This window comes from Nocardia sputi (genome assembly GCF_023501985.1).
The window spans coordinates 40,678-59,311 of sequence record NZ_JAMFLC010000024.1; the positions used below are offsets into that span (position 1 = coordinate 40,678).

Consider the following 18,634-nt stretch of genomic DNA (forward strand, 5'->3'; position numbering starts at 1 on the left):
GTGAGGGAATGGTCACGAGCCCCGCTCCGGCACCCAGGAAGGTGTCACAATCTGGTGCCACCGTACAGCCCGGTTCTCTGTCATGGCGAGCGGGCATCTCGGGGAATTCTGCGTGTCCACGCCAAGCATCCTTCTACCTACCCCACGTAAATCGCCGTGGGGCAGCCATCGCCGGCCCGTCACAGTCCATCCGTACTTCTTCTGTGGGCGCAGAGGGGATCGAACCCCCGACCGCTGGTGTGTAAAACCAGTGCTCTACCGCTGAGCTATACGCCCGTGGCCGTTACCGGCGGCTTATGAATCTAGCGCGGCGAGCGCTTTCTCCCAAGCCGCCTGGTCACGGGGCTCGCCGGGGCCGTTCATCTCGGCGAAGCGGATGTAGCCCTCGCGGTCGACGACGAACGTGCCGCGGTTGGGGTAGCCCGACTTCTCGTTGAAGACCCCGTAGGCCTGCGCCACCGCGCCGTGCGGCCAGAAATCCGACAGCAGTGGGAAGGTGTAGCCCTGCTCGGCCGCCCAGATCTTGTGCGTGGGCGGCGGGCCGACCGAGATCGCGAGGATCTCCGCGTCGTCGTTCTGGAACTTGGGCAGCTCGTCGCGGACCTTGCACAGCTCGCCCTGGCAGATGCCGGTGAAGGCGAGCGGATAGAACACGATGAGGACATTCTTCTTGCCCCGGAAGTCCGACAGGGTCACTTCCTGGTTGTTCTGGTCCTTCAGCGTGAAATCCGGCGCGACAGTGCCGACCTCGAGCGGCATAGCGAATCCTCCATCGTGTCGGGTTTCCACCGGGCGGCCCTGCGGGACCAACCCTGGTGGAAACCATAGCGCGGTGGTTCAGCGCTGTTTCGAGGGCGCCTTGGGCTGAACCAGCCTGCTACCCGTCCACGAGCCGAGACTGATCGCCGAGGTCTGAGTCAGACCGGCGGTCGGTGCGGATTCTGCGATTTCGCTCGGCTCGACATGGCCGGGCTGTCCGGTCTTGGGGGTGAGCACCCAGACGAAACCGTCGTCGGCCAGTGGGCCGATCGCGTCCATCAGTGCGTCCACCAGGTCACCGTCGCCGTCGCGCCACCACAGCAGCACGACGTCGATCACCTCGTCGGAGTCCTCGTCTACGAGTTCGCCGCCGACCGCGTCTTCGACGTCGGCCCTCAGTTCGTCGTCGACGTCCTCGTCCCAGCCCAATTCCTGGACAACCAAGCCGTGTGTAATGCCAAGCTTCTGAGCGTAGTTCTGCGCGTCCGCCGCGGCGACCACGGTGGTGTCCTCCTCAACTCCCGACAGTAGGTAGTTGCAAGCGAACATGGTTATGGGCTTCAGCGCAAGCCGATCCGGCGAAATAGCTACGGAATGTCGCGTCGCGATGGTGTGTCAAGGGCTTTCTCAGCGTTTCGGACACGAGTCGCGCACGACGTTGCGAGCGTCGTTGACCCGCCTGCTGGCGTCGTTGAGCGCCGCGACCGGAGCGGTGTAGGTCATCGGGCGGGTCTCGGCGGCCAGCGCGCGGGCGGCGTTCACGTACTCGGTGAACTTCGCGGCAAGATCCGGAGGAAGCGCGTCCCTGGCGGAGTTCACGCCGCTTTCCACCTTGTTCGCGGCGTCCTCGAGGGTCTGCACCGCCGAGTCGCGCTTGGCGACGTAGTCGGGCGCGTTCGCATCGTGCGCGTCGACGAATTCGTTGTACTTGCTCACGCCCGCTCCGGTGGTGGAGGGGAACTGGCCACAATTGTCGGCGATGGCCTTGGCCTGCGCCGCGGCACGCCGCGAGGAGGTCGCCGCCGCAGACGAGGACGCCGCCTCGGTCTTGTACGCCGCCAGGTCGCTGGTGTTCGGACCCGCCACGCCCTCCACCCGGTTGGCGCATCCCGCGACGACCAATCCGATGGCGACGGCGCCGCTGGCGCACACCATTCCGAACCCGCGTGGGTTCAGCAGCTTCATCGCTCTCCCGCTCCTCAGGGCTGCCACGCTCGTCATCCTCACCTTGCCTGTCGAACGGTACTGGATTTACGGCTGACATGATGATTTGGGACGCGTCATCGGCAAGGATGGATGATGCGCCCGAACCTTTCGTAAACGGGCGGTCCGCCAACCGGCGAACCCGCCCGGGGATACCGACGCCATCAGCATGTCCACCCCTGTACGAGGAGCAGATTTGACCGACCTGATCCACTCTTCCGCGCCGGCGAAATCCGCCGGTTCCAGTTCCGCCCCCGCGCCGTCCGCGAGCCGCGATCCGAACGGGTCGCATGCGCCGCAGCCCGGTGGACGGGTGCGTGTGATCCGCGAAGGGGTGGCGTCCTACCTACCGGACATCGACCCGGAGGAAACCAGCGAATGGCTCGAGTCGTTCGATGAAATGCTCGACCGGGAAGGCCCCGGTCGGGCGCGTTACCTCATGCTCCGCCTATTGGAGCGGGCCGGTGAACGTCGTGTCGCCATCCCGTCCTTGACCTCCACCGACTACGTCAACACCATTCCCACCGAGAACGAGCCGTGGTTCCCCGGCGACGAGGAGGTGGAGCGGCGCTTCCGCGCCTGGATCCGGTGGAACGCCGCGATCATGGTGCATCGCGCGCAGCGCCCCGGCATCGGCGTCGGCGGACACATCTCGACCTACGCTTCCTCGGCGGCGCTCTACGAAGTCGGCTTCAACCACTTCTTCCGCGGCAAGGACCACTCCGGCGGCGGCGATTCGATCTTCATCCAGGGTCACGCCTCGCCGGGCATCTACGCCCGCGCGTTCCTGGAGGGCAGGCTCTCGGCCGATCAGCTCGACGGGTTCCGCCAGGAGTACAGCCACGGCGGTCCCGGCCACGGGCTGCCGTCCTACCCGCATCCGCGGCTGCTGAACAACTTCTGGGAGTTCCCGACGGTGTCCATGGGCCTGGGCCCGATGAACGCCATCTACCAGGCGCGGTTCAACCACTACCTGCACGACCGCGGCATCAAGGACACCTCCGACCAGCACGTGTGGGCGTTCCTCGGCGACGGCGAGATGGACGAGCCGGAGTCGCGCGGTCTCGCGCACGTCGCGGCCATGGAAGGCCTGGACAACCTGACCTTCGTGGTCAACTGCAACCTGCAGCGCCTGGACGGGCCGGTGCGCGGCAACGGCAAGATCATCCAGGAGCTGGAGTCGTTCTTCCGCGGCGCGGGCTGGAACGTCATCAAGGTGATCTGGGGCCGGGAGTGGGACGCGCTGCTGGGCGCCGACCGCGACGGTGCGCTGGTGAACCTGATGAACAGCACCCCCGACGGTGACTACCAGACCTACAAGGCCAACGACGGCGCGTACGTTCGCGACCACTTCTTCGGTCGCGACCCGCGGACCAAGGCGCTGGTGCAGGATCTGTCCGACCAGGAGATCTGGAACCTCAAGCGCGGTGGCCACGACTACCGCAAGGTGTACGCCGCCTACGCCGCCGCGATGGCGCACAAGGGTCAGCCGACGGTGATCCTGGCCAAGACCATCAAGGGCTACACCCTCGGCAAGCACTTCGAGGGTCGCAACGCCACGCACCAGATGAAGAAGCTGACCCTGCAGGACCTCAAGGACTTCCGCGACCTGCAGCGGATTCCGATCAGCGACGCCGAGCTGGAGAAGGATCCGTACCTGCCGCCGTACTACCACCCCGGTATGGAGGCGCGCGAGGTCCAGTACATGCTCGACCGGCGCAAGGCGCTCGGCGGGTTCCTGCCCGAGCGGCGCGCCGCGGCCAAGCCGTTGAAGCTGCCCGGTGACGAGGCCTACCGCTCGGTGCGCAAGGGGTCGGGCAAGCAGAACGTCGCCACCACGATGGCGCTGGTGCGGCTGATGAAGGAGCTGCTGCGCGACAAGGAGATCGGCAAGCGGATCGTGCCGATCATCCCCGACGAGGCCCGGACCTTCGGTATGGACTCCTGGTTCCCCTCGTTGAAGATCTACAACCGCAACGGTCAGCTGTACACATCGGTCGACGCGGAATTGATGCTCGCCTACAAGGAGAGCGCCGTCGGGCAGATCCTGCACGAGGGCATCAACGAGGCGGGGTCGACGGCGTCGTTCACCGCGGCGGGCACCTCCTACGCCACGCACGGCGAGCCGATGATCCCGCTGTACATCTTCTACTCGATGTTCGGCTTCCAGCGCACCGGCGACGGACTGTGGGCGGCCGCCGACCAGCTCGCCCGCGGGTTCGTGCTCGGGGCCACCGCCGGGCGCACCACGCTGACCGGTGAGGGCCTGCAGCACAACGACGGGCACTCGCTGCTGCTCGCCTCGACCAACCCGGCCGTGGTGACCTACGACCCGGCGTTCGCGTTCGAGATCGCCCACATCGTGCGGGACGGTCTGCGCCGGATGTACGGCGGCGGCACCCCGCCGAAGGGCGCGGCGCCGCTACCCGGCACCCATCCGCACGGCAGCGCGGGCGAGTTCGGCGGCGAGGACGTCTTCTACTACATCTCCCTGTACAACGAGCCGTACCCGCAGCCGACCGAGCCGGAGGACCTCGACGTCGCGGGTCTGCTCAAGGGCATCTACCTGTACAAGCGCGGAGGTGAGGGCGCGGTGCGCGCCCAGATCCTGGTCTCCGGCGTCACCGTGCCGGACGGCCTGCGCGCGCAGGCGCTGCTCGCCCAGGAGTGGGGTGTGCAGGCGGACGTGTGGTCGGTGACCTCATGGGGTGAGCTCCGCAAGGAGGCGCTCGACAAGGAGATCGCCGCACTGCGCAACCCGGGTGCGGACCCGGGCGTCCCGTACGTCACCGAGGCGCTGTCGCGGGCCGCGGGCCCCTACGTCGCGGCGACCGACTGGATGCGTGCGGTGCCCGACCAGGTCCGCAAGTGGGTGCCCGGCGACTTCACCACGCTCGGCACGGACGGTTTCGGCTTCTCCGACACCCGCCCGGCCGCGCGACGGGTGTTCAACGTCGACGCGCAGTCCATCGTGGTCGCCGCGCTGGCCGGTCTCGGCCGGACCGGCAAGATCGACCCCGCGAAGGCCGTGGAAGCGGCGGCGAAATACCGGATCGCCGACGTGGACGCCGCGCCGAAGGCAGCGGTGAGTTCGGACGAAGACGTCGCGTAGCGGAATATTGGATGGTGGATCGTAAACCGCCGCGGCCGCGACGGATCTCCGAGGGCTCTTCCGAGCACGAGGTGTATCTGCCGACGGGCGCGCTCTCCCCGAACCGGCAGACGCGCGACCCTCTCCCGGACACGCTGCTCAAACGTGTGAAGCAGTTCTCCGGCCGCCTCTCCACCGAGGCGGTGGGGTCGATGCAGGATCGGTTGCCCTTCTTCGCCGATCTGGACGCCGCGCAGCGGGCCGGCGTGCAGATGCTGGTGCAGACCGCGGTGGTGAACTTCCTGGAATGGCTCCAGGACCCGGACAGTGACATCCGGTTCAGCCTGGACGCCTTCCAGGTGATCCCGCAGGACTTGGCCCGGCGGCTGACGCTGCGCCAGACCGTGGACATGGTCCGCGTGGCGATGGAGTTCTTCGAGCAGTGGCTGCCCGCGCTCGCGCGCAACGACCGGCAGCTGGTCGCCCTCACCGAGGCGGTACTGCGTTACGGGCGCGAGCTCGGTTTCGCCGCCGCCTCGGTGTACGCCAGCGCCGCGGAGTCGCGCGGGGCGTGGGACACCCGGCTGGAGGCGCTCGTCGTCGACGCCGTGGTGCGCGGCGACACGGGGCCGGACATGTTGTCGCGGGCCGCCACCCTGAATTGGGATGCCACCGCGCCCGCGACAGTGCTGGTGGGCACGCCCCCCGGGGAGCAGGGCGTCTCGTCGGTGGGCGCGGTGCACTCGATCGCCGCGCGGCACGGTCGCGCCGCCTTGGCGGTGGTGCAGGGGACCAGATTGGTGATGGTCGTGTCCGGCCATCTGGGCGAGCCGTCGCATGTCTCCCCGTTCCTGGCCGATCTGCTCGGCGAGGTGTTCTCGGACGGGCCGGTGGTGATCGGGCCGACCACCCGCACGCTGGGCGCCGCCCACGCCAGCGCGGTGGAAGCGCTGGCCGGGATGGAGGCCGTGGTGGGCTGGCGCGGGGCGCCGCGACCGGTGCACGCGGCGGAGTTGCTCCCGGAACGCGCTTTGTTGGGCGATCGAGCTGCGATCGACGCGCTGAACGAGTACCTTGTCCTACCGTTGGCCGCGGCGGGGTCGTCGCTGGCGGACACTCTGGATGCCTATCTGGATTGCGGTGGAGCCGTCGAGACGTGTGCGCGTCAGCTGTACGTCCATCCAAATACGGTCCGGTATCGCCTCAAGCGAATCGCCGAGATCACCGGCCGTGATCCGATGAATCCGCGGGACGCTTATGTGCTCCGGATCGCCGCCACGGTGGGTCGTTTGACACGAACCCGTAACGAATCGTCGACTCCTGCCCCAGAAGCCACTCCGGTCGCGTTGGGTCCCGAGGGCTTGTAACGCATCCGTGGAATCGGTCGATTCGGACAGCCCACGTGGACTTTTGTGGGACCCCCACAAAAGCGCCTCCGAACCTTCATCCGCGTCGACATCTCGTGCGGCCCGCCTCACAGTGTTTTCTTAGAGGCGTGATCGCGTTGTTCGCCCCTGGACAGGGCTCTCAGACACCCGGCATGCTCGCGCCCTGGCTCGACCTTCCCGGCGCGAATGAGCGCCTGACGCTGTGGTCCAAGGCCTCCGGCCTGGACCTGGTCCGTCTCGGCACCACCGCGACGGCCGAGGAGATCACCGACACCGCCGTCACCCAGCCGCTGGTGGTCGCCGCGGCGCTGCTCGCGTTCGCGGAGATCTCGCCGGAGACGCTTCCCGCCGCTACCATCGTCGCCGGACACTCGGTCGGTGAACTCGCCGCCGCGGCGGTCGCCGGAGTCATCTCCGCCGACGACGCGGTCCGGCTGGCCGCCATCCGCGGCGCGGAGATGGCCAAGGCGTGTGCACTGGAGCCGACCGGTATGTCCGCGGTGCTCGGCGGCGACGAGGCCGCCGTGCTCGAACGGCTCACCGAACTCGACCTCGTTCCGGCCAACCGCAACGCGGTGGGTCAGATCGTGGCCGCGGGCCGGTTGGACGCTCTGGCCGAGCTCGCCGCGAATCCCCCGGAGAAGGCCCGGGTCCGGGCGTTGCCCGTCGCGGGCGCGTTCCACACGGCGTTCATGGCGCCGGCGCAGGATGCTGTGACCGATGCCATAACGAAGATCACGCCGAACGAGCCGACCAGGACCCTGCTGTCGAACTTCGACGGCAAGCCGGTCGCGTCCGGACAGGACGCGATCGACAAGCTCGCCGCCCAGGTCACCCGGCCTGTTCGCTGGGATCTGTGCACCGAGACCGTCCGGCGGGCCGGCGTCTCGGCGGTGGCCGAACTGCCGCCGGCGGGCACCCTCGTCGGTATCGCGAAGCGGGAGCTGAAGGGCACGCCCACGCTGGCCCTGAAGACCCCGCAAGACCTCCCCGCGTTGGCTGAGTTGACCGTATCCGGCTAGCTTTCCTCCGCGGCCATGCATGCAGATGCGAGGTCGTGACCGAGAGTCGGTAACTATTACCGCCCTCGATCCGAAAAAAACCAGTAGAGCCCTACAAAGTAACAAGAAGGGAGCCACGAAGTGGCCGCTCTGACCCAGGAACAAATCGTCGAGGAACTCGGCAAGATCATCGAAGAGGTGACCGGCATCGAGCCCTCCGAGGTGACGATCGAGAAGTCCTTCGTCGATGACCTGGACATCGACTCGCTGTCCATGGTCGAGATCGCGGTTCAGACCGAGGACAAGTACGGCGTGAAGATCCCCGACGAGGATCTGGCCAGCCTGAAGACGGTTGGCGACGCCGTCGCCTACATCCAGAAGCTCGAGGCCGAGAACGCGGACGCGGCGGCCGAGCTCAAGGCCAAGTTCGACGCCGAGTAGGGCCGAAACTGTGACCACTCCTTCCACCTTGAACGGGAATTTCCCCAACGTCGTCGTAACCAGCCTTGCGGCGACCACGTCGATCGCGGGTGACGTCGATGCGACGTGGAAGGGACTCCTCAACGGCGAGAGCGGCATCGACGTTCTCGAGGATTCCTTCGTCGAGGAATACGATCTTCCGGTCCGCATCGGCGGTCATCTGAAGGTCCGGCCCGACACTCTGCTGTCTCGTGTCGAATGTCGGCGCATGGCCTACGTCGAGCAGCTCGCGACCGTGCTCGGTCGCGAAGTCTGGCGGAACGCGGGCAGCCCCGAAGTCGACCCGGAGCGGCTGGGTGTGGCCATCGGCACCGGATTGGGAGGCGGCGACGCCCTCATCGATTCCGTGGACAAGCTGAAGAACGGCGGCTATCGCAAGATTTCGCCGTTGGCTGTGCAGATGGTCATGCCGAACGGCCCGTCGGCCGTTGTCGGTCTCGAACTGAAGGCCAGGGCAGGAGTGGTCACTCCGGTCTCGGCATGCTCGTCCGGCTCCGAGGCCATCGCCAATGCCTGGCGCATGATCGTCATGGGTGACGCCGACATCGTCGTCACCGGTGGCGTCGAAGGCTTCATCGATGCGGTGCCGATCGCGGCGTTCACCATGATGCGCGCGATGAGCACCCGCAACGACGATCCGAAGGGCGCTTCGCGTCCCTTCGACAAGGATCGCGACGGCTTCGTCTTCGGCGAAGCGGGCGCGCTCATGGTCATCGAGACCGAAGAGCACGCCAAGGCCAGGGGCGCGACCATCCACGCGCGACTGCTCGGTGCGGGCATCACCTCCGACGGCTTCCACCTCGTCGCGCCCGATCCCACGGGAGACGGCGCGGCGCGGGCGATGACCAGGGCGATGCAGTCCGCGGGTCTGACCAAGAAGGACATCACGCACATCAACGCGCACGCGACCGCGACGCCGATCGGCGACACCGCCGAGGCGAATGCGATCACCAAGGCCGTGGGCAACCATGCCTCGGTGTACGCGCCCAAGTCGGCGCTCGGCCACTCGATCGGCGCCGTCGGCGCCCTGGAGTCCGTGCTGACTGTGATGAGCATCCGCGACGGCATCGTTCCGCCGACGCTGAACCTGGAGAACCAGGATCCGGAGATCGATCTCGACGTGGTGAAGGGCGAAGCCCGCCGCCAGGAGATCGAGTACGCGATCAACAACTCCTTCGGATTCGGTGGGCACAATGTGGCGCTCGCCTTCGGTCGGGCATAGCCGCGCGATCGACTGCACACGATCCCGGCGGGGTCGGCCATCGAACTGGCCCGGCCCCGCCGTGGTTCGACTTACGCAGCCGCGCCAGCGGCCCACTTTTTGAGGTTGAGGAGACCACGCGATGACAATCATCGCTCCCGCGTTGCATCAAGAGACGGCAACCGACCCGCGCGATCCGCTCGGCCGACTCCAGCGTTTCTTCGATCCCGGGACCATCCTTCCGCTGCACCCGCGTGACAAGTCCGGCGTGCTCGCTGCCATCGGCGAGGTGGACGGCGTCCGCACCGTGGCCTACTGCTCCGACGCCACCGTCATGGGCGGCGCGATGGGCGTGGAGGGCTGCAAGCACATCGTCGACGCGATCGACACCGCGATCGATTCCGGCGTCCCGGTGGTCGGGCTGTGGCACTCCGGTGGCGCTCGCCTGGCCGAGGGCGTCGAGGCGCTGCACGCGGTCGGCCTGGTCTTCGAGGCCATGGTCCGCGCGTCCGGCCTGGTTCCGCAGATCTCCGTGGTGCTCGGCTTCGCCGCCGGTGGCGCCGCCTACGGTCCGGCGCTGACCGACATCGTGATCATGGCTCCGGAAGGCCGCGTCTTCGTGACCGGACCCGACGTGGTCCGCAGCGTGACCGGCGAGCAGGTCGACATGGCCACCCTGGGCGGTCCCGAGACGCACGGCAAGAAGTCCGGCGTCACCCACATCGTGGCTCACGACGAGGCCGACGCGCTGCACCGCGCGCGCCGCCTGGTGTCGATGTTCGCCGAGCAGGGCGAATTCGACCTGGTGGCGGCCGAGCACGGCGACATGGACCTGAAGGCTCTGCTGCCGGAATCGGCCAAGCGCGCCTACGACGTGAAGCCGATCATCCACGAACTGCTCGACAACGTCGACGGCGAGTCGTCGTTCGAGGAGTTGCAGGGGCTGTACGCCCGCAGCATCGTCACCGGTCTGGGCCGTCTCGGCGGCCGCACGGTCGGCGTGCTGGCGAACAACCCGATCCGCCTGGGCGGCTGCCTGAACTCCGAAAGCGCCGAGAAGGCGGCACGTTTCGTGCGGTTGTGCGACGCGTTCGGCATTCCGCTGATCGTGATCACCGACGTCCCGGGCTACCTGCCCGGTGTCGGCCAGGAGTGGGAAGGCGTCGTCCGGCGCGGCGCGAAACTGCTGCACGCGTTCGCCGAGGCGCGCGTTCCGCGGGTCACCCTGGTCACCCGCAAGATCTACGGTGGCGCCTACATCGCGATGAACGCTCGCTCGCTCGGTGCGACGGCTGTCTACGCGTGGCCCGGTTCGGAAGTGGCCGTCATGGGCGCCAAGGCCGCGGTCGGCATCCTGCACAAGAAGGCCCTCGCGGCCGCGCCGGAGGAGGAGCGCGAGGCGCTGCACGAGCGGCTCACCGCCGAACACGAGCGCATCGCGGGCGGCGTGGAGCGCGCCATCGCGATCGGTGTCGTCGACCAGGTCATCGACCCGGCGAAGACCCGCAGCACCATCGCCGCGGCGCTCGCCGCGGCCCCGGCCCGCGCCAGCCACCACAAGAACATCCCGCTCTGATCGAACCATCGAAGCGGGCTCCGGCACGCTTGGTTCACGCGGTCGCCGCAACGCTTCTATTCGAGGGGCTGCGGCGACCGTGTCGTTTTCGAGGGATGGGCGCGATGCGCGTTGAAGGCGTTACAGCTGCCACCACCAGTCGATGCAAGGTATCCCAGGCGCTTGGACTGAGCCATCGGCAGGCGTATCGATGACGGAGAAGAACTCCGACACCGCCTGACCGTCGACGATGTACCGCGGCACGGTCAGCGCCCAGTCGATGTTCCCGCGTATGACATGCCCGAGATCCCGGATGTATTGGCGGGTATCGACGCTGAACTCCCCTGCTCGCGCGCTCAGCGTGAGGAATCGGCACATGATTCGGTCCCGCAGCGAGATCGCGCGTGAGACAGCAGACCCACTCGAACACCCGTCTTGCACGGCGAGGACCTCTATGATGTTCTGCCGGTTGGCTTCGCCCATAACTACGGTCTTGGCGAAGGAGTGCAGGTCGTTATCCAACGCCGCTATCAGCCTGGCCATTTCGGACAGTGCTCGGATCGTGGGGTGACTGTATTCCGAGTCGGGAATCTCGTAGCCGGTCACCAGTTCGGTCATCACCGTGACCACCTCGCCTGCGGCATTGTTCAAGCGGATCGTCAAGTACCGATCGAGATCCGGTACGCCTGTCGCCGCGATCTGGGCGGTCACCCCGAACAACCAGCTGCGATGCGCGTCGACCCAACGTCGATGCTGGGCGTGGGTGACCTGTGCCGAGAACCGTGTCGAGAGATCGACGATGGCCGCCAGCGTCGGATCTGTCTCGCGGGTTCGGGGATCGGGCGTCTCCAGCAATCGCATAAGCCGATGTGTATAAGCAACGAAGCCCGCGAGATCCCTCGCGAGGGCACCGTCGTCGCTGCGATCATCGAATGCGAATCCCCAGTAGTCCCAGTCCGCCGCGATCTGCAGTCTGTCGAGGATGCCGTGGGGCGCCACACGTGCGGCGAACTCGGCCGATCTCGTGGCGAGCAGGCGGCGCCGGTACTCGGCGCCCCCGAGGTGGTCGAAGCCGGCCAGCCACTGCATCGACGCCATTTCGAGCTCGCCGGCCTGCGGATGTACCGCGGATTCGATCGGGCAGAAGACGGCGATCGGGGGGAGACGACGGAGTCGGCTGTCGACATCCACGGTGTTGTCGTGCCGACCGGTGGGTGTGCATCCGATCATGACTGCGCTACACCGCTCTCGGCGTGAGTTCGGGCCATTACCCGGAGGCGAAACGCGCGCGGTCGCAGCGCCATGGCCACGGCGGGTCGGACCGGCCGCATCGAAGACGGCAGCAGCTGCCATCGGCGGGCGATTGTGGCGAGTGTGAGCGTGGCTTCGGCGAGCGCGAAGTGTTCACCCGCGCAGCGTCGGGCGCCGGCGCCGAATGGGATGTAGGAGGGGCAGTCATCGAGTCCGGGATCGGCATTCCAGCGATCCGGATCGAATCGGGACGGCTCGCGGAACATGGTGGGGAGGCGGTGCAGGAGGTAGGGGCTGTAGACCACTGCGGTGCCGGGAGCCAACCGGTATCCCCCGAGCAGTGTTTCGGTGGTCACAGTCCGTGTGAACAGCCACCCCGGCGGGTAGAGCCGCATGGTCTCGGCCAGCACCCGGCGCGTCGTCGTCAGCTCGCTTGCGTGGCCGTATCGCATATGGCCATCCAGCGATACCCGGTCTGCTTCCAGCTGCACAGCTCGCCAGGTAGCGGGGTGCCGGGACAACAGGTACAACGCCCAGGCCAGGACGCTCGCGGTTGTTTCCGATCCCGCGATGAAAAAGGCAGTCAACTGATCGTGCAGCGAGTCCCTATCGCACCGAGCAGCGCCCCCATGTGCCGCGATCAGGCTCGACAGCAGGTCACCGTGGTCGGCGCCCTCGTCGAGCCGCTTGTCGACGATCCGATCGACGAGCCGGCGCAGGCCGGCACGCGCGCGGTGATAACGGAGATTGCGCCGAGTCGGGAGTTCATCGAGTGGCCGTGGAAGTAACATCTGCCGGTAAAGGCCTGTGACGATCGTCGTGACATCCGACAGTGCATGGTCGAGTGCAGCGGGTGTCAAACTCTCGGAAAACATCGCCGCCAGGAAACTGCGAAGCGTGATGTGCAACATCTCGGACAGTACATCGATGGTTTCACCGTCGCGCCATCGACCGGTCACCGCATCGATCTCCCTGGACATCGCGGTTGCGTAGCCAGGTAGGCGCCCGCGATGAAAGGCAGGCTGAATCAGGCGGCGTTGCCGTCGGTGCGCGTCGTGCGAGGCGGTGATCACGTTGTCGCCCACGACATGCCGAGCGACTTCGAACAATGGGCCGCCCTTGTCGAAGACGCGGTCGTTACGCAGCACCTGCTGGGTGAGAACCGGATCGCACACCACAACTGCGGTAGCCATCGGACCGATCCGTACCCGGACCAAACCACTGTCGAGGGCGGACAACGACTCGAGGAATGTCCACGGTTGTCGTAGCAGCGCCAGACTGTGGCCGATAAGAGGCAGCGCACCCGGCGCGGTCGGAATCACGGGAGCAGCGGATCGCTTCATCAGGTGGCACTCGTTCTTTCTTGCCGGCACTGCGCCCGAGGGGCGGCACCTCGTGAGCGGCACCCGTTCTCGGCGAATCGTCAGCATACGCACAACGGCGCTTTCCGACCAGATGGTTCGTGATATGGATCACATACCAGGCTGTCGGTCGCAAGTCGCCGCCGTCATCGCTCGGGGAGTCAACGGGACTCGGGTCCGACCGCTGATGCCGCGCTGCTTCCCGGTGGTGGCAAACCTCCGGTCACCCACCCCCAGCGGTAGTGAGGTTTCACGGGGCGCGGGCGGGGGAGCGGTCGGTAGCATCGGGAGGTGCGCTACGAAGAACTGGCCGATGTGCCGTGCTCGATCACGCGCCCACTCGTGATCTTCGGTGATCGCTGGACTCTGTTGATTCTCAAGTCATGCTTCTCCGGCATCCGCAGGTTCAACGCGTTCCAGAGCGCACTGGGTATCTCGCGCAGCAGGTTGCAGGATCGGCTGGACCGGCTGATCGACAATGGCATCCTCGTCAAGCAGAAGGCTGCCGTGGGGGCACACGAGGAATACCGCCTCACTCCCAAGGGGCACGACATCTACCCGATTCTGCTGGCCATCCGCGATTGGGGCGACACCTACATGGCGCCCGAGGGACCTCCGGTGCGCTACCGGCACCGCGACTGTGCGGGCGAGGCACATGTACGCCTCGAGTGCGATTTGTGTGGAGAGGAACTCACCGCCCGCGATGTCACCCCGGAGCCGGGTCCGGGTCTGCTCGACGCCACCGGTGCGAAGGCTGCGGGCAGCACGCGCTGAAGGGTGTGCGCCGGGCGCCCACGTCAGGAAGCCCGACATCCGAGGGCCGCAGCCGACTGCGCCGCGTGCGCAGAAAGGCGGCCAGCTCGGCTCGATTCGGCATGAGGACATTCTGGCGCACGGCCAGCGCCCGAGGGTGGTACAAATCGGTCCTCCCCGGCCGGATCGGCAGCTGCCAATCTCGTGGTGTGACGACGACAGCACTGATCACCGGCGCCAACAAGGGCATCGGATACGAAACCGCTCGACAGCTCGCCGCCCGTGGCGCGACCGTGCTGGTCGGGGCGAGGGACAACGCCCGCGGCACCACGGCCGCGGACAAGCTGAACGCCGAGGGGGCAGACGCCCGCTTCGTTCAACTGGACGTCGCCGACGCCGATTCGGTCGCGCGAGCGGCGGCGTGGATCGAGGAGGAGTTCGGCGAACTCGACATCTTGGTGAACAACGCGGGCATCGCGGGGCGACTCGACGGGGACGGCAAGCCCTCGTCCACCGCGCTGTCGACCCTGCGAGAGGTGTACGAAACCAACGTGTTCGGCGTCGTGGCCGTGACGAATGCGATGCTGCCCCTACTGCGCCGCGCGGACGCCGGTCGTATCGTCAACGTGTCCAGCGAGGTCGGCTCACTGGCCTTGATGATGGATCCCGACGGGCCCATGTGGCCGATGGCTTCGATCGCGTATCCCTCCTCGAAGACCGCCCTCACCATGGTGACCGCGATGTATGCCAAGGAACTGTGGGATACACCGATCAAGGTGAATGCGGCGAACCCCGGTTACTGTGCGACCGATCTCAACGGCAACACCGGTTTTCGCGCTGCGGCGCAGGGCGCCGAGGTGGTCGTCCACCTCGCGACTCTGCCGGCGGGCGGACCGAGCGGGCAGTTGTGGGGATACCGTTGGGGCGCTCCGGCGGGCGACGAATACGGTGTGCTGCCCTGGTGACACGAACGCCGAGGTCGGCGTGCCGCGCCCCGCCGATTCGGTTCGGGTTCGGCCGGGCGGTGCGTCGTAAGTGGGTTGCTCTGCCACCTCCGAGCAGGTGGTTACTGCTCGGAGGTGGTCGAGACTGCGGTTCGGGGCGTCACTCGGCGAACCAGGTGGCGACCTCGTCGGGCTCGGCGCGAGCGGTGCGGAAACTGTTGACCGGGTGATCCGTATCCGGGTAGCCGAAGGAGATGCCGCAAACTATTTTGCGGTGATCGGGAATGCCGAAGTAGTCCCGGATGAACGGGGAGTAGGTAGCCAGTGCGGCCTGCGGCGCCGCGCCGAGGCCCAGGGCCTGTGCGCCCAGGAGGAAACTGCCGATATAGAGGCCGCAGTCCACCGCCCCGTAGACGCCCAGGTCCGCTTCGCTGGTCACGATCGCCACGTGCGGCGCGTCGAAGAGTTCGAAGTTCCGCACGGCTTGCCGCATGGTCTTCCCGTGATCGCCTTTGGCTATGCCGACGCTTTCATACAGTTGCTTGCCGCATTCCCGCCTGCGGTCCCGGTAGACACCGGTGTATTGCGCCGGAAACGCGAAATCCGGTGCGGGCGTGGCGGTGGCGATGTGTTCGAGCAGTTCCTTCCGGAAGCGATCGGTTCCGGTGCCTTCGGTCACCACGACCTGCCAGGGCTGGGTGTTGCACCACGACGGCGTCCGCTGGGCCAGCCGCAGCAGGGCGCGGACCGTGTCGCGCTCGACGGGCTGCCCGCGGAATTGCCTGCACGTCCACCGCTGGTCGAGCACCCGGGTCAGCGCCGTGAACTCGTCGGTCGTCACTGTCATTCCCCCGCCTCCTTTGGCAGTCTTATTTCGAGACCAGACGCTAGCATCGAACACTCCGGTGCGAAAGCCGGGAGGCGCACGCCGATCGCCGAGGACGGGCGAGCCGACCGCGACGCGCTCAGCGGGAAGCCGGTTGTTCGCGTTGCACGATCCGCGCGGCTCGGACGAGGCAGAATCCCGATATGGCGTCCGAAGCCCCCGCCGCGCGGGACCGCAAACGGCACGGCAGGCATTACACGCCGCCGGTGCTGGCCCGGTTTCTCGCGCAGCGGCTGCTGCGCCATGTGGAGGTTTCGAAGACCGGCGTCCTGCGCGTGCTCGATCCGGCGTGCGGCGACGGCGAGCTGCTGTTCGCGGTGCGGCACGAGGCCGCGGCACGGTTCCCGGGCGCCCGGCTGGTGCTGACCGGCTACGACCTGGACGCCCGCGCGCTCGCGGTCGCGCGCGAGCGTGCCGGCGCGGCGGGGATCGCCGCGCACTGGCGCAGGGCCGACTTCCTCGCGGTCGAGGCCCAGCTCGCCGACGGCTCGTTCGACGCGGTGATCACCAACCCGCCGTACGTGCGCACCCAGCAGCTGGGCGGATCGACCGCGCGGTTGCTGAGCAAGCGGTTCGGCCTGCGCGGGCGGATCGACCTGACGCATCCGTTCGTCGCGACGCTGCCCCGGTTGCTGGCCGCCCGAGGCGTGCTCGGCCTGTTGTGCGCCAACCGATTCCTGACCACCAAGGCCGGCGCGAACATCCGGCGACTGCTGCTGACCGACCTTGCTCCGCTCGAGCTGTACGACCTGGGGGACACCAAGTTGTTCACCGCCGCTGTCCTGCCCGCGATCACCATCGCGCGGCGCGCGAGCCACCACGACGGCTGCCGCTACGTCTCCGCCTACGAGGCCGGTGGCGCGATACCCGGTGAGAAGACGCTTTTCGAGGCGCTGGCAGACCCGTACGGCTCGATAGTCGAGTACAACGGGCGGACCTTCGTCATCGAGGTCGGCAGTTTGGTGACCGGACGCCAGTCACCGCCGCCCCTCGATCATGCCGGGGGCGACCGGATCAGCGGCGAGAGTTCGAGCGGTGCGGCAGCGCACGACGGACAGCCGGAGTCAGCCGCGGAACGCCGGACACAGCGGGGCGTGGCGCGCGAACCGGACATCGCGTGGCGGATGTCGCACGAGGCGATCGATTCCTGGTTGACGCGGATCGCGTCGGCGACCTGGCGCGACTTCGGTGACGTGGCGCGCATCCGGGTCGGCATCAAGACCACCGCCGACCGCGTGTTCATCTCCGACGGCTGGGCCGACGCCGATCCGTGCCCCGAACCGGAATTGCTGCTCGATCTGATCACCCACCACGATCTGACGCCGTGGCGGGCCAACCGCGCCCGCGACGTTCGCGTGCTGTATCCCTACGACCTGGACAGGACGCGCCGCACACCCATCGACCTCGCCGAATTTCCCGCCGCCGCCGCGTACCTGCTGTCGCATCGGGAGACGCTGGCCGGACGACGCTACGTCGTGGAGAGCGGTCGCGATTGGTACGAGATCTGGGTTCCGCAGCGCCCGCACCTGTGGCGCGAGCCGAAGCTGGTCTTTCCGGACATCAGCGACCGTCCGCGTTTCGCGCTGGACAGTTCGGGGGCCGTGGTCAACGGCGACTGCTATTGGATCTCGCTACCGGACCTGGCCGGTGTGCCAGCCGAGGCCACACGCTTGGCGTATCTGCTGATGGGTGTGGCGAATTCGGCGCTCGGGTTGCGGTTCTACGACGCGGTCTGCGGCAATCGGTTGTACTCGGGCAGGCGGCGCTGGATCACTCAGTACGTGTCGCGGCTGCCGGTGCCCGACCCCGCGGCAGCCCGGTCGGGGGCCGTGATCGACTTGGTGGGCGAGTTCGTCGAGGGTCGTATGCCCGATCCGGCGGCGCAAGCCGAGCTGGACGACCGCGTGGCCGCGGCGTTCGGCGTCCGATTACGCGCTGACCTGGACGCCGACCATCGGCAGCAGGGTGCGGCGGGCGAAGTCGCGGGCGGCGCTTCGATCGCTCACCGGGATCAGCCCGTCGGGCGTGAGCGCGAGCGACAGCGCCAGCCGGGCCATGATCTCGGCGACCAGGTCGGCGTCGAAATCGTGCGTGCCACCGGCATCTCGTAGCTCGCGCAGCTTCTCGGCCAGGTAGTCGCGGCCGACGGCGAGGATCGGCCCCGCTTCGGTGGTCAGCCGGGGCAGGATCAGGTCCGGCTCGGTGCGCAGCAGCCTGCGCAGCAGTTCGTTGCCCGCGATGGCGCTGATGAACGCGACGAAGATCTCGACCAGCTGATCGTCGTTGCCGGAGACGGTGTGCACCTGCTTCTCGATCGCGGCGACGAAACGCTGGGCCTCCCGGACGCTGACCGCCTCGACGAGGTCGTTCTTGGATTCGTAGCGCCGGTACAGCGTGGCGGGGCTGATCCCCGCGCGGCGCGCGATCTCACCCATACTGGTCCGCTTGATGCCGAAGTCGAGGAAGGCCGAGAGTGCGCTTTCCAGGAGCTTCTCGCCGTCGGCGACCGGTTTCTCCAGGATGCGTTGCAGCATGGGCGAGATGGAAGGCACAGGATCTCCAGTGGTTTCGGCGCGGTGGCCGGGCCGTGGCCGGTGGGCGCGGCATCGCGACGGGTGCGGACGGGACGTTCATTATTTCATTGGGTAGGCCGAGCGTGACCGGGCATCGCCCGACCGCGTGATCCCGCACAGTAGGTCGCGTGTCCAGAATAAACTGGGCAGCCTGTGGTCGGTGTCGGCCGCATCGTCGGCCGATGCGG

15 protein-coding genes, 1 tRNA gene and 1 pseudogene are annotated in these 18,634 nt (G+C 67.4%); 9 read left to right on the top strand and 8 right to left on the bottom strand.

Annotated features, from left to right (window positions below; translation table 11 throughout):
- Positions 1–204 precede the first annotated feature (204 nt).
- From M8859_RS28620 to M8859_RS28635, 4 genes are all read right to left on the bottom strand, one after another.
- Positions 205–276, bottom strand: a tRNA-Val gene (locus tag M8859_RS28620).
- A gap of 18 nt (positions 277–294) precedes the next feature.
- Positions 295–759, bottom strand: coding sequence for a peroxiredoxin (locus tag M8859_RS28625; protein WP_159927346.1), 465 nt, complete (start codon positions 757–759; stop codon positions 295–297).
- Positions 760–837: 78 nt separating this feature from the next.
- The gene (locus M8859_RS28630; protein ID WP_043688988.1) at positions 838–1,260 is read right to left on the bottom strand and encodes a DUF3052 domain-containing protein; all 423 of its coding nucleotides are present in this window, start codon (positions 1,258–1,260) and stop codon (positions 838–840) included.
- Between the two features lie 126 nt (positions 1,261–1,386).
- Positions 1,387–1,944 carry an Rv2240c family protein gene (locus tag M8859_RS28635; protein ID WP_159927344.1) on the bottom strand — a complete coding sequence of 186 codons (558 nt, stop codon included), beginning with the start codon at positions 1,942–1,944 and terminating at the stop codon, positions 1,387–1,389.
- Between the two features lie 214 nt (positions 1,945–2,158).
- Here M8859_RS28635 and aceE point away from each other — a divergent pair, with 214 nt between their 5' ends.
- The 6 genes from aceE (at position 2,159) to M8859_RS28665 (ending at position 10,699) form a co-directional block, all read left to right on the top strand.
- Entirely contained in the window at positions 2,159–5,074 is a 2,916-nt protein-coding gene (aceE, locus tag M8859_RS28640; RefSeq protein WP_195070147.1) for a pyruvate dehydrogenase (acetyl-transferring), homodimeric type, read from the top strand.
- Between the two features lie 11 nt (positions 5,075–5,085).
- On the top strand, positions 5,086–6,420 hold the full coding sequence (locus M8859_RS28645) for a PucR family transcriptional regulator (RefSeq protein ID WP_223517389.1): 1,335 nt from the start codon (positions 5,086–5,088) through the stop codon (positions 6,418–6,420).
- Between the two features lie 128 nt (positions 6,421–6,548).
- Positions 6,549–7,463, top strand: a complete 915-nt coding sequence (locus tag M8859_RS28650; RefSeq protein WP_195070148.1) for an ACP S-malonyltransferase — start codon at positions 6,549–6,551, stop codon at positions 7,461–7,463.
- Between the two features lie 120 nt (positions 7,464–7,583).
- Positions 7,584–7,883: a meromycolate extension acyl carrier protein AcpM gene (acpM, locus tag M8859_RS28655; protein ID WP_014982996.1), complete on the top strand. Its 300-nt coding sequence runs from the start codon at positions 7,584–7,586 to the stop codon at positions 7,881–7,883.
- A gap of 10 nt (positions 7,884–7,893) precedes the next feature.
- Positions 7,894–9,144, top strand: coding sequence for a KasA/KasB family beta-ketoacyl-ACP synthase (locus M8859_RS28660; protein ID WP_159927338.1), 1,251 nt, complete (start codon positions 7,894–7,896; stop codon positions 9,142–9,144).
- 121 nt (positions 9,145–9,265) lie between these two features.
- On the top strand, positions 9,266–10,699 hold the full coding sequence (locus M8859_RS28665) for an acyl-CoA carboxylase subunit beta (protein ID WP_159927336.1): 1,434 nt from the start codon (positions 9,266–9,268) through the stop codon (positions 10,697–10,699).
- Positions 10,700–10,819: 120 nt separating this feature from the next.
- Here M8859_RS28665 and M8859_RS28670 read toward each other — a convergent pair whose 3' ends face one another.
- Both M8859_RS28670 and M8859_RS28675 read right to left on the bottom strand, forming a co-directional pair.
- Positions 10,820–11,908: a terpene synthase family protein gene (locus M8859_RS28670; RefSeq protein WP_249645085.1), complete on the bottom strand. Its 1,089-nt coding sequence runs from the start codon at positions 11,906–11,908 to the stop codon at positions 10,820–10,822.
- Complete coding sequence (locus tag M8859_RS28675) at positions 11,905–13,272, bottom strand: cytochrome P450 (protein WP_159927332.1); 1,368 nt, start codon at positions 13,270–13,272, stop codon at positions 11,905–11,907. Before M8859_RS28675 ends, M8859_RS28670 begins: the two co-directional genes overlap by 4 nt.
- 309 nt (positions 13,273–13,581) lie before the next feature.
- On the opposite strand from M8859_RS28675, the gene M8859_RS28680 reads away from it, so the two are divergent.
- Positions 13,582–14,064 carry a winged helix-turn-helix transcriptional regulator gene (locus tag M8859_RS28680; RefSeq protein WP_159927330.1) on the top strand — a complete coding sequence of 161 codons (483 nt, stop codon included), beginning with the start codon at positions 13,582–13,584 and terminating at the stop codon, positions 14,062–14,064.
- Positions 14,065–14,252: 188 nt separating this feature from the next.
- On the top strand, positions 14,253–15,008 hold the full coding sequence (locus M8859_RS28690; protein WP_249645086.1) for an SDR family oxidoreductase: 756 nt from the start codon (positions 14,253–14,255) through the stop codon (positions 15,006–15,008).
- Positions 15,009–15,147: 139 nt separating this feature from the next.
- Here the strand turns inward: M8859_RS28690 and M8859_RS28695 are convergent, their stop codons facing one another.
- Complete coding sequence (locus M8859_RS28695) at positions 15,148–15,834, bottom strand: nitroreductase (protein WP_159927327.1); 687 nt, start codon at positions 15,832–15,834, stop codon at positions 15,148–15,150.
- Positions 15,835–16,016: 182 nt separating this feature from the next.
- Here M8859_RS28695 and M8859_RS37720 point away from each other — a divergent pair.
- Positions 16,017–16,631: pseudogene (locus M8859_RS37720) on the top strand (Eco57I restriction-modification methylase domain-containing protein); the annotation flags it as partial.
- Positions 16,632–17,801: 1,170 nt separating this feature from the next.
- On the opposite strand, the gene M8859_RS28705 reads toward M8859_RS37720, so the two are convergent.
- A complete protein-coding gene (locus M8859_RS28705) occupies positions 17,802–18,407 on the bottom strand; it encodes a TetR/AcrR family transcriptional regulator (RefSeq protein ID WP_159927323.1) in 606 nt (201 codons plus the stop codon).
- Positions 18,408–18,634: the final 227 nt, after the last annotated feature.

Excerpts from the sequence above, each read along its gene's own strand:
- M8859_RS28695 (WP_159927327.1), bottom strand. The coding sequence starts at position 15,834 with ATGACAGTGACGACCGACGAGTTCACGGCGCTGACCCGGGTGCTCGAC.
- M8859_RS28635 (WP_159927344.1), bottom strand. The coding sequence starts at position 1,944 with ATGAAGCTGCTGAACCCACGCGGGTTCGGAATGGTGTGCGCCAGCGGC.
- M8859_RS28665 (WP_159927336.1), top strand. The coding sequence starts at position 9,266 with ATGACAATCATCGCTCCCGCGTTGCATCAAGAGACGGCAACCGACCCG.
- M8859_RS28670 (WP_249645085.1), bottom strand. The coding sequence starts at position 11,908 with ATGATCGGATGCACACCCACCGGTCGGCACGACAACACCGTGGATGTC.
- M8859_RS28675 (WP_159927332.1), bottom strand. The coding sequence starts at position 13,272 with ATGAAGCGATCCGCTGCTCCCGTGATTCCGACCGCGCCGGGTGCGCTG.
- M8859_RS28645 (WP_223517389.1), top strand. The coding sequence starts at position 5,086 with ATGGTGGATCGTAAACCGCCGCGGCCGCGACGGATCTCCGAGGGCTCT.
- M8859_RS28625 (WP_159927346.1), bottom strand. The coding sequence starts at position 759 with ATGCCGCTCGAGGTCGGCACTGTCGCGCCGGATTTCACGCTGAAGGAC.
- M8859_RS28705 (WP_159927323.1), bottom strand. The coding sequence starts at position 18,407 with ATGCTGCAACGCATCCTGGAGAAACCGGTCGCCGACGGCGAGAAGCTC.